The following is a 9,996-nucleotide window of genomic DNA, read 5'->3' as shown; positions in this document are numbered from 1 at the left end:
CAGCCACTGGTTCAGGCGGGCGGTCGGCACGCGGCGGTTCCAGACCTCATGCGCCTTGATGACGGCGTTGTGCAGGCGGTCCAGCCCCTTGCCGGTCTTGGCCGACACGGTGATCAGCGGCGCGCCACGCAGCTGCGGCAGCAGCTTTTCGAAACTGGCGCGCATCTCGTTCAGCTTGTGGGACTTGTCGTCCTCTGTGTCCCACTTGTTCACGGCGATGACGACGGCGCGCCCCTCGGTCTCGGCGAAATCGGCGATGCGCAGGTCCTGGGTCTCGAAGGGGATCTCGACGTCCAGCAGGACGACGACGACCTCGGCGAAGCGCACGGCCCGCAGGCCGTCGGCCACCGACAGCTTCTCCAGCTTCTCGGTCACGCGGGCGCGCTTGCGCATGCCGGCCGTGTCGAAGATGCGCATGGGCGTGCCCATGAAGTTTGTGGTCACGCTGATCGAATCGCGGGTGATCCCGGCCTCGGGACCGGTCAGCAGGCGGTCCTGCCCCAGGATCTTGTTGATCAGCGTCGACTTGCCCGCATTGGGGCGGCCGATCACGGCGATCTGCAGGGGGCGGGCCTCGGATGGGCGCCAGTACTCGGAACCCTCGCCCGATTCGGCGTCCTCCTCGGACAGGTCCAGGTCGGTCACGGCCTCGATCGGGGCGGGACGCTCGGCCTCGATCCTGTCGGCCAGGGGCATCAGCACGCCATAAAGGTCGTCCATCCCCTCGCCATGCTCGGCCGAGATGCGCAGGGGCTCGCCCAGGCCAAGGGCATAGGCCTCCATGGCCCCCGCCTCTCCGGCACGGCCCTCGGACTTGTTGGCGGCGACGATGACGTGCTTGGCGCGGCGGCGCAGGATCTCGGCGAAATACTCGTCGGCCGCGGTGATGCCGATGCGCGCATCGACGACGAACAGGCAGATGTCGGCCTCGTCAACGGCGCGTTCGGTCAGGCGGCGCATGCGCCCCTGAAGGCTGTCATCCTCGGCCATCTCCAGGCCCGCGCTGTCGATCACGACAAAGCGCAGGTCGCCAAGGCGGCCCGCGCCCTCGCGGATGTCGCGGGTCACGCCGGGCTGGTCATCGACCAGCGCAAGTTTCTTGCCAACCAGACGGTTGAACAGGGTGGACTTGCCCACATTGGGCCGCCCGACGATCGCAAGGGTGAATGTCATCTGAACGCATGCAACTGGCCGTTGCGCGCAACGACGTAAAGGGTTTGACCGGCGACCACCGGGGCCGATGCCGCCCCACCGGGGATCGCCACCTGACCGACCAGCGCGCCGGAGGCGGGATCGAAGCTGCGCAACATGCCATCGCTAGAGGCGATATGCAACCGCCCCCCGGCCAGCACGGGACCGTAATGCGCGTGGACCGCATCCTGACGCCGCACGCGCTGCGTGGTGTAATACGGCAGGGGCTGGCGCCAGACGACGCCGCCCGTCGCCGCATCCAGCCGGACCAGCTGGGCCTGATCGTTCACGGCAAAGACCGACCCGCCCGCGACGACGACCGGGCTGTTGGCGCCCTCGTCCGCGGTCCAGTCGTTCAGGCCGGTCGACAGCTCGACCGCGCTGATGCGGCCGGAAGAGGTGCCCGAATAGACGCGCCCGCCCGCGATCACCGGATCGCCGGTCACGTCACGGACCACCGCGATGGCGCGTCCGGGACGGGTGCCCGCGATCTGCGAGGTCCAGTTGGTCAGGCCCGACTGACGGTCCACCGCCACGATCTGCCCCGACGAGAACGGGAACACCACCGTGTCGCCCTGTACGGCCGGGACCGACACGCCCATGACGCCCGACCCCGACGGCGTGCCTGCCGCCTGCCACAGCACGCGCCCGTCGCTGGCGCGCACGGCCCAACCCACGGCGTTCCGGGCCGCGACATAGACCACGCCGTCCTGCACGGCCGGGCCGCCGCCGATCGAGGCCTCGACCCGCTGGCGCCACAGCACGGCGCCGCTGGCCGCGTCCAGCGCGACCAGCTCGCCGAAACCGGTGGTGACGAAGACTCGCCCGCCCTCATAGGCCAGACCGCCGCCCGAGGCGCTGTCGACATTCTCCAGCGCGGGCGTCACGTCGGTGGACCAGGCGCGCCCGCCGTTCAGCGCGGTCGCGGTGACGCGGGCTCGGCTGTCCAGGGTAAAGACCCGGCCCGCCGCCACGACGGGGTCGGCGGTGATGCGGTGACGACGGGTTTCACCCTGGCCGATGGATGCGGACCACAGGGCCGTGCCGCCCGCGCCCAGGGCCAGATGGCCCGGCGCATGGGCAGCGTTGCCGCCGCGATGGGTCCATTCGCCGTTGGTGACCGGGGCGGACAGGGACAGCGCGGTGCCGGTGATGCCCGCCGCACCCTCGACCGCGGGACCGTCGGCCGAGATGACGGCCAGGGGGTCCAGGCGCTCTCCGGGCAGGATGATTTCGCGGTCGCCGCAGCCGGCAAGTCCCAGTCCGGCGGCCATCGCCAAGGTCAGTCGCAGCATGGCGGTCATCCCTGTCTCTCAGTCCGTTATTCGGTCGGTTCGGGCGTCTCGCCCAGGGCGATCATCATCTCGGACAGGCGACGACGCAAGGCCTCGGTCAGGCCGTCCTTGTCCTGGATCTGGCGGATCAGGGTGATCGCATCCTCGGGGCGCCCGGCACCGATCAGGGCCACGGCCTTCTGTTCCAACGCCAGCAGCTCGAACGGCGCACCGGCGCGCGACAGGCGGGTCAGGATGGCGTCGCGTTCGGCCGCATCCATCTGCGCGCCCTGTGCCATCACCAGCTTCAGCTGCGCCAGCTCTCCCAGCACGCTGTCGGGCTGGGCATCGGCCACGCCCTGCAGCGCCTGTGCGCGGGCATCGGGATCGGTCTGCGCGCCCGCGGCCAGCAGCCCGGTCAGCGCCTGCCGACCTGCCGAGCCGCGCGGATCGACGGCCAGAACGGCGGCGGGGTCGTTCTCGGCCTCGGCCGCCAGGATCGCATCGCCCCAGGCCTGCGCCGCGGCGCGGTCCTGGGCGGCGCTGTATTCGCGCCAGGCGGTGAAGCCGACTACCGCCACGATCACCAGGACCACGATCCAGCCGTAACGGCGCATCGCCCCGTACAGGCGGTCGCGCCGCAGCTCTTCGGTGACTTCGTCGATGAAGGTGTCGCTCTGGTTGGCCATGCCCGCCCTGCCGATCTGTCCTGTGTTCCCGTGGTCTTATACCGCGATGGACGGAAATGCCAATGCCGGCGCGGGCGCCACGCAAAAGGCCCGCCACAAGGGGCGGGCCTTTCGATCGATGCGTCCGACCTCACATGCGCGAGGCGACGTTCTCCCAGTTCACCAGCTTGTCCAGGAAGTTCTCCAGGTACTTGGGGCGCGCGTTGCGGAAGTCGATGTAGTAGCTGTGCTCCCACACGTCGCAGCCCAGCAGCGCCGTCTGACCGGTGCACAGCGGGTTCACACCGTTTTCGGTCTTGGTGATCTCCAGCTTGCCGTCGGCATTCTTGACCAGCCAGACCCAGCCCGACCCGAACTGGCCGACGCCGGCCTCGGCGAACTTCTTCTTGAACTCCTCGACCGAACCGAAGCTGTCCTTGATCGCGGCTTCAAGGTTGGCGGGCATCGGGCCGGGGTTCGGGCCCATCATCTCCCAGAACTGGGCGTGGTTCCAATGCTGGCTGGCATTGTTGAAGATGCCGTTCTGCGCCACGGCGCCCTTCTGGTAGGTGCCCTTGACGATATCTTCCAGCGACTTGCCTTCCCACTCGGTCCCGGCCACCAGCTCGTTCAGCTTGGTGACATAGGCGTTGTGGTGCTTGTCGTGGTGATACTCCAGCGTCTCGCGCGACATGCCGCCGGCTTCCAGGGCATCGTGCGAATAGGGAAGATCGGGAAGGGTGAAGGCCATTTTGCGGTCCTTTCGAAAGGGTTGGTTCGGCTCGGCGCGAACGGTCGCGCATTCGGGGGACCAACGCAAGGGGTGGACCGGGGTTCCGATCCCCCCCTGCACCAAGGTGGTCAGCGCGGCGCCAGCTGGCTGCCCGGCATGGCCGCATTGGTCAGGATCAGCGACAGGTAATCCGCCGTCGAGCGAAAGCCGATCACGCGGAACCCGCCCTCCACCCGCCAGAAGGCCGCGGCGGTCTGCGCCATGCGCGTGCGGCGCAAGACGCCCGACGGCAGGGCCGCGGCATCGACGGGGGCCAGTTTCGCGATCACGTCCGCGGCATGGGGGCCCGTCACGTCAAAGACCGCACGGGCATCCGACACGTCGGCCACCAGCCCGTGTTCACCCGTCAGCGCCTGCGTCAGGTCCGACAGCGCGGCGGAAAGGTCCGATGCGGGCAGGATCAGCAACAGCTCGTCCGGCGACATCCACGCTAGGGTGCGGCTGCCGTCGGTCACGGTGCCGGTCGCGTCGGGGATGGCCAGGCCCGCGGCCTCGGCCAGGGCGTCGCCCGCGCGGTCCAGATCGGCCCGGATGGTGATCATGCCCAGGCCCGCGACGGGGGTGATGGTAGCCAGCGCTTCAGCCATTCTGACGGCTTCCTTCCTTGTCGTAGAAGACCGGATCGACGATCCGCGCCTGCATGACCGCACCGTCCGGCATCGGGAAATCCAGGACCTGCCCCATGCGGGCCGGACCGTGGCGGACCAGGCCCATCGCGATGGGCTTGTCCAGCGTCGGCGAGTGATAGCTGGAGGTGACGCGCCCCTGGGTCTTGCGCTGGCCGTTGCCGTTCGTGCCGTCGGCCACCGCATAGGCGCCGTCGGGTATGACCTTGCCGGACAGGCTCTCCAGCCCCACCAGCTTCCAGCGGGTGCCGTCGGTCATGTGGCTGCGGCGTTGGGCGCGCTTGCCGATATAGTCGGCCTTCTTTTTGGAGATCGCCCAGTCCAGCCCCAGATCCTGCGGGATGATGGTGCCGTCGGTCTCGTCCCCGATCATGATGAAGCCCTTTTCGGCGCGCATCACGTGCATGGCCTCGGTCCCGTAGGGGGTAATGCCCAGATCGCGGCCGACCTCGTGCAGCCGCTCCCACAGCTCCAGCCCGCGATTGGCGGGCACCGCGATCTCATAGCTGAGCTCACCCGAGAAGCTGATGCGGAAGATGCGGGCGGGGATGCCGGCGATGTCGCCTTCGGCCCATTGCATGAAGGGCAGCGCCTCGGCCGACAGATCGATGCTGCCCGGCAGGCGTTCCAGCAGGGCGCGGGCCTTGGGTCCGGCCACGGCGATCTGTGCGAACTGTTCGGTCAGGTTGGCGGTATAGACCTTCCAGTCCCACCATTCGCATTGCAGCCAGTCCTCCATGTGCCCATGGATACGGTCCGCGCCGCCGGTGGTGGTGTGGCACAGCCAGGTGTCGTCGGACAGGCGCGCCACGACGCCGTCATCCATCAGGAAGCCGTTCTCGTTGCACATCAGGCCATAGCGGCATTTGCCGACCGGCAGGGTGGACATCATGTTGGTGTACAGCATGTCCAGGAACCGCCCGGCATCGGGCCCCTTGACGATGATCTTGCCCAGGGTCGAGGCGTCCAGCGTGCCGACGCCGGCCCGCACCGCCAGGATCTCGCGGTTGACGGCGGCGTGGCGATCCTCGGTCGCGCGAGGATAGGCATAGGGGCGGCGCCAGTGGCCCACCGGCTCCCAGCTGGCGCCGTTGCGGTCGTGCCATGCGTGGATCGGCGTCTTGCGCAGCGGCTGGAAGGCCTCGTCCTTGGCCTCGGCCGCGATGGTGGCCAGGGTCAGCGGCGTATAGGGCGGGCGGAACGTGGTGGTGCCGGTCGCCTGGATGGGCTGGTTCAGCGCGTTGGACAGCACCGCCAACCCGTTGATGTTGGACAGCTTGCCCTGGTCGGTCGCCATGCCAAGCGTGGTATAGCGCTTGGTGTGTTCGACGCTGGCATAGCCCTCCTGGGCGGCCAGTTCGACATCGGTGACCTTCACGTCGTTCTGGAAATCCAGCCACATCTTGGCGCGCAGCTTGTAGGGCGCGCGGGCGGGCATGACCCAGACAGGCATGGTCGCACCCGCAGGGCGTTCCAGATCGCCAGCGCAGTGCAGATCGCCATTGGCGGCCCCCGCGACGGTCACGTTGCCCTGCCCGTCCGCACCCAGGGGCGGGCGGTCGGGGTCGGGGCGGAACATCGATTGCGCCTCGTCCCAGGTCAGCTTGCCGCCGCAATGCGAATAGAGATGCACGACCGGCGACCAGCCGCCCGACATGGCCACCACGTCGCAATCGACGGTCTGCCGCGGCGCGCCGTCGCCCTGGTGGTCGCACAGCACCACTCCCTCGACATGCTTGCCCCCCTTGACCTTGGCGACGGCCGCGCCGGTCAGGACGGTGATGCCCGCGGCCCGCGCAGCCTGCGGCAGCGCGCCGTCCGCGGTGGGACGGGCATCGACGATGGCCGGCACCTCCAGCCCCGCGGCATGGGCCGTCAGGGCGGTGCGATAGGCGTCGTCGTTGTTCGTGACCACGACGATGCGCCGCCCGGGTGCCACGGCGTAATCGGTGATGAAGTCGCGGACGGCGCTGGCCAGCATCACGCCCGGCACGTCGTTGCAGGCAAAGGACAAGGGACGCTCCAGCGCGCCGGTCGCGGCGATCACCCGGCCCGCCCGGATGCGCCACAGGCGCTGGCGGGGGATGCCCTGGTTCGGGTCGTGATCGGCCAGCGATTCCCGCGCGATCAGATAGCCGTGGTCGTAAAGGCCGGTGGCCATGGTGTTGCGGCGCAGGGTGACGGTGTCGCGGCCTTGCAGGTCGGCCAACAGCGCGTCGATGGCGGCCTGTCCGCCGTCGTGGTCGGTGGGCGTGCGCCCGCCCCAATGGGCGCCCTGTTCCAGGACCAGGACCGTGCCGCCCGCCTTGGCCGCATCGCGGGCGGCGGTCAGGCCCGCGATGCCGCCGCCGACCACGACCGTGTCGGCAAAGCCGTAGGCCTGTTCATAGCGGTCCGGATCGGGGTCGGTCGGTGCACGGCCCAGGCCCGCGCTGCGGCGGATGATCGGTTCGAACAGGTGCTTCCAGAAGGGGCGCGGATGGATGAAGGTCTTGTAGTAGAAGCCCGCCGGAAAGACCGGCGACAGCCAGTTGTTCACCGCGCCCACATCGGCATCCAGGCTGGGCCAGCAGTTCTGGCTGCGCGTGACCATGCCGTGGGTCAGGGGCGTGGTGGTGGCGCGCTGGTTTGGTTCGAACCGGCCGCCCTGGCCCAGACCCAGCAGCGCGTTCGGCTCCTCGGCGCCCGAGGCCAGGGGACCGCGCGGGCGGTGATACTTAAAGGACCGGCCCATCAGCATCTGGCCGTTGGCCAGAAGCGCCGAGGCGATGGTGTCGCCGGTCAGCCCGCGCAGGTGGCGGCCGTCAAAGCGGAACGGCACCTGCCAGGCACGGTCGATGCGGCGGCCACCGGCGGGCAGTCGGAAGGGGGGCGTGTGGGTCATTCGGCGATGCCTTCGGCGGGGGTCCAGTCGGGTGTCCAGTCGGGGCGGACCTTGCGGATCGCCTCTACGATCTGGGCAGGGGGATGGGGCGTCTGCGCCCTGTAGGTGCCGAACACCTGCAGCGTGGCGGTGCAGCGCGCGGCCAGGAACCACTTGCCGCAGCCATAGGCATGGCGCCAGCGTTCGAAATGCACGCCCTTGGCGTTCTTGCGCGCGAACAGGTAGCTTTCGAACTCCTCGTCGGTGCCGTTCGGGCCGATGCGGGCCAGGTGCGCCTCTCCGCCGGGATGCAGTTCGGTTTCCTCGGAGTTCACACCGCAATAGGGACAGGTCAGGATCAGCATCGGGCTTCCTTGGGGTGCGAGAGTTGCGGATGCGAAAGGGCACCGCAGCGGCGCAAGCCGGCGGTGCCGTCTGTCCGACATGCCGTCGGACGCAGGCCGGGGGCTGACCGCCCCCGGACCCCCGTGGTCGCGCGGGACGACCGGGCCGTCCCGCGCGTCAGGGCATCAGTTGGCCGGAGCCGGTGTTGCCGGTTCGGCAGGGGCGTCGACGGCCGCGGGGCTGTCGGTCTCGACAGAGACGGCAGGAGCGTCGGCCGTAGGTTCGGCCGCCGGCGTCTCGACGCTGATGTTGGTCGTGTCGCCTTCGACCGGGTCGGTCGTGGCAACGCCGGTCGGTTCGCCTGACATGAAGAAGAACAGCAGTGCAACGACGACGACGATGCCGCCGACGATGAAGTAGAGGCCATTGTTGTTGCGGTCAGCCATGATGAACCCTTTCGGTCGGACCTGTCATGGCAAGGCAATTCGCGGATGGCGTCCGGGGTTCCGTCGCGGGAAAACATCGGCGCGCCCTCGCCTAATGCGCGACGCCGGCGGCGACCGATTCGTCGATGAACCGGCCCTCGCGGAAGCGGTTCAGCCCGAAATCGGCAGCCAGCGGACCCGGCGTTCCCTTGGCGACCAGCTCGGCCATCGCCCAGCCGGAACCAGGGATCGCCTTGAACCCGCCGGTGCCCCACCCGCAGTTCACGAAGATGCCGCCCACCGGGGTCAACGACAGGATCGGGGACCGGTCGCCGGTCATGTCGACGATGCCGCCCCATTGGCGCAGCATCTTCAGGCGGCTGATCATCGGGAAGGTCTCGATCAGGGCGCGGACGGTCTCCTCGACATGCTGCCAGGAGCCGCGCTGCGTGAAGTTGTTGAACCCGTCGGTGCCGCCGCCGATCACCATCTCGCCCTTGTCGGATTGCGACATGTAGCCGTGGACGGTGTTGGCCATCACCACCACGTCCATGCAGGGCTTGATCGGTTCGCTGACCAGCGCCTGCAGCGCGACGCTTTCGATGGGCAGGCGGAACCCGGCCATGGCCGCCAGCTGGCTGGAATGGCCCGCGACCACGATCGCCAGCTTGTCGCAGCCGATGCGCCCCTTGGAGGTATTGACGGCGCGGACCTGGCCGCCCTCGGTCTCGACCCCCGTCACCTCGCAATTCTGGATAATGTGCATGCCCATGTCAGAACAGGCCCGCGCATAGCCCCAGGCCACCGCGTCATGGCGCGCCGTGCCCCCGCGGGCCTGATAAAGGCCGCCCAGCACCGGATAGCGCGGCCCGTCCAGGTTGATGATCGGCACCTTGGCCTTCAACTGCTGGGGGTCTAGCCATTCTGTCTGAACGCCCTGCAGGTTGTTGGCATAGACGGTGCGCATGTAGCCGCGGATCTCGTGCTCGGTCTGGGCCAGCATGATCAGGCCGCGCGGGCTGAACATGATGTTGTAGTTCAGGTCCTGGGACAGGGTCTCGTACAGGCTGCGCGACTTCTCATAAATCGCCGCCGACGGGTCCTGCAGATAGTTCGACCGGATGATGGTCGTGTTGCGACCCGTGTTGCCGCCGCCCAGCCAGCCCTTCTCGATCACCGCGACGTCGGTGATGCCGAAGTTCTTGCCCAAGTAATAGGCCGTCGCCAGCCCGTGCCCGCCCGCACCGACCACGATCACCTTGTAGCGCGATTTCGGTTCCGGGCTGGCCCAGGCCCGCGTCCAGCCCTTGTGCTGACGCAGCGCCTCGCGGGCGATGGCAAAGACGGAATAGCGTCGGGCGCGGGGGGCTTCGGGCATGGTGCCTCTCAGGAAACGGGTTGCCTGCACCATGGCTGCGGCGGGCCCGACCCTCAAGGCGGCTTGCGGCAGATCGCGGCGAAATGCGACATGCGACATTCGGACAGCCCTGTCGCAGCGGGCTTTCGGTCCGCCGCCATCCGCGCTAGGAACGGGGCCAACCGGAGGTGACGCATGTTCTGGATCCTGGCTGCCGCCCTGACGGCCATCACGGCCCTTGCCATCCTGTCGCCCCTGCGGCGGGGCCGCGGGGGTGCCGCCCCTGCCGCGGCCTACGACCTGCGCGTCTATCGCGACCAGCTGGCCGAGGTCGAACGCGACCTGGACCGCGGCGTGATCGGCCCCGACGACGCGCAGCGCCTGCGCGCCGAGATCGGGCGCAAGGTGCTGGACGCCGACCGTCGCGCCGCGCTGTCGGCCCCTGCCGCGCGCA

10 protein-coding genes are annotated in these 9,996 nt (G+C 69.0%); 1 reads left to right on the top strand and 9 read right to left on the bottom strand.

Annotation, left to right across the window (positions count from 1 at the left end; translation table 11 throughout):
* The 9 genes from der to TW83_RS15135 form a co-directional block, all read right to left on the bottom strand.
* The coding region (gene der, locus TW83_RS15175) for a ribosome biogenesis GTPase Der (RefSeq protein ID WP_045983616.1) at window positions 1–1,173 on the bottom strand (1,173 nt) is incomplete at its 3' end.
* On the bottom strand, window positions 1,170–2,486 hold the full coding sequence (locus TW83_RS15170; RefSeq protein WP_045983618.1) for a PQQ-binding-like beta-propeller repeat protein: 1,317 nt from the start codon (window positions 2,484–2,486) through the stop codon (window positions 1,170–1,172). The genes der and TW83_RS15170, both read right to left, overlap by 4 nt.
* Before the next feature lie 26 nt (window positions 2,487–2,512).
* Window positions 2,513–3,154, bottom strand: coding sequence for a tetratricopeptide repeat protein (locus tag TW83_RS15165; RefSeq protein WP_045983615.1), 642 nt, complete (start codon window positions 3,152–3,154; stop codon window positions 2,513–2,515).
* Window positions 3,155–3,284: 130 nt separating this feature from the next.
* Window positions 3,285–3,884 carry a superoxide dismutase gene (locus TW83_RS15160; protein WP_045983614.1) on the bottom strand — a complete coding sequence of 200 codons (600 nt, stop codon included), beginning with the start codon at window positions 3,882–3,884 and terminating at the stop codon, window positions 3,285–3,287.
* A gap of 110 nt (window positions 3,885–3,994) precedes the next feature.
* Window positions 3,995–4,513 carry a sarcosine oxidase subunit gamma family protein gene (locus TW83_RS15155; RefSeq protein WP_045983613.1) on the bottom strand — a complete coding sequence of 173 codons (519 nt, stop codon included), beginning with the start codon at window positions 4,511–4,513 and terminating at the stop codon, window positions 3,995–3,997.
* Window positions 4,506–7,436, bottom strand: coding sequence for a sarcosine oxidase subunit alpha family protein (locus tag TW83_RS15150; protein ID WP_045983612.1), 2,931 nt, complete (start codon window positions 7,434–7,436; stop codon window positions 4,506–4,508). The genes TW83_RS15155 and TW83_RS15150 overlap by 8 nt, the downstream gene beginning before the upstream one ends.
* On the bottom strand, window positions 7,433–7,780 hold the full coding sequence (locus tag TW83_RS15145; protein ID WP_045983611.1) for a sarcosine oxidase subunit delta: 348 nt from the start codon (window positions 7,778–7,780) through the stop codon (window positions 7,433–7,435). The genes TW83_RS15150 and TW83_RS15145 overlap by 4 nt, the downstream gene beginning before the upstream one ends.
* Before the next feature lie 165 nt (window positions 7,781–7,945).
* Window positions 7,946–8,206, bottom strand: a complete 261-nt coding sequence (locus tag TW83_RS15140) for a hypothetical protein (protein WP_045983610.1) — start codon at window positions 8,204–8,206, stop codon at window positions 7,946–7,948.
* A gap of 91 nt (window positions 8,207–8,297) precedes the next feature.
* Window positions 8,298–9,563 (bottom strand): sarcosine oxidase subunit beta family protein, encoded by a 1,266-nt coding sequence (locus TW83_RS15135; protein WP_084697566.1) that lies wholly within the window; start codon window positions 9,561–9,563, stop codon window positions 8,298–8,300.
* Between the two features lie 174 nt (window positions 9,564–9,737).
* On the opposite strand from TW83_RS15135, the gene ccmI reads away from it, so the two are divergent.
* The coding region (gene ccmI, locus TW83_RS15130; protein WP_045983609.1) for a c-type cytochrome biogenesis protein CcmI at window positions 9,738–9,996 on the top strand (259 nt) is incomplete at its 3' end.

It is taken from the genome of Paracoccus sp. S4493, assembly GCF_000967735.1.
GTDB classification, from domain to species: domain Bacteria; phylum Pseudomonadota; class Alphaproteobacteria; order Rhodobacterales; family Rhodobacteraceae; genus Paracoccus; species Paracoccus marcusii.
The sequence above is the reverse complement of the archived record's forward strand: the minus strand, read 5'-3'. Positions and strand labels throughout refer to the sequence as shown.

Coding starts and splice junctions, on each gene's coding strand:
- TW83_RS15170 (WP_045983618.1), bottom strand. CDS start 2,486: ATGCTGCGACTGACCTTGGCGATGGCCGCCGGACTGGGACTTGCCGGC.
- TW83_RS15165 (WP_045983615.1), bottom strand. CDS start 3,154: ATGGCCAACCAGAGCGACACCTTCATCGACGAAGTCACCGAAGAGCTG.
- TW83_RS15160 (WP_045983614.1), bottom strand. CDS start 3,884: ATGGCCTTCACCCTTCCCGATCTTCCCTATTCGCACGATGCCCTGGAA.
- TW83_RS15155 (WP_045983613.1), bottom strand. CDS start 4,513: ATGGCTGAAGCGCTGGCTACCATCACCCCCGTCGCGGGCCTGGGCATG.
- TW83_RS15150 (WP_045983612.1), bottom strand. CDS start 7,436: ATGACCCACACGCCCCCCTTCCGACTGCCCGCCGGTGGCCGCCGCATC.
- TW83_RS15145 (WP_045983611.1), bottom strand. CDS start 7,780: ATGCTGATCCTGACCTGTCCCTATTGCGGTGTGAACTCCGAGGAAACC.
- TW83_RS15140 (WP_045983610.1), bottom strand. CDS start 8,206: ATGGCTGACCGCAACAACAATGGCCTCTACTTCATCGTCGGCGGCATC.
- TW83_RS15135 (WP_084697566.1), bottom strand. CDS start 9,563: ATGCCCGAAGCCCCCCGCGCCCGACGCTATTCCGTCTTTGCCATCGCC.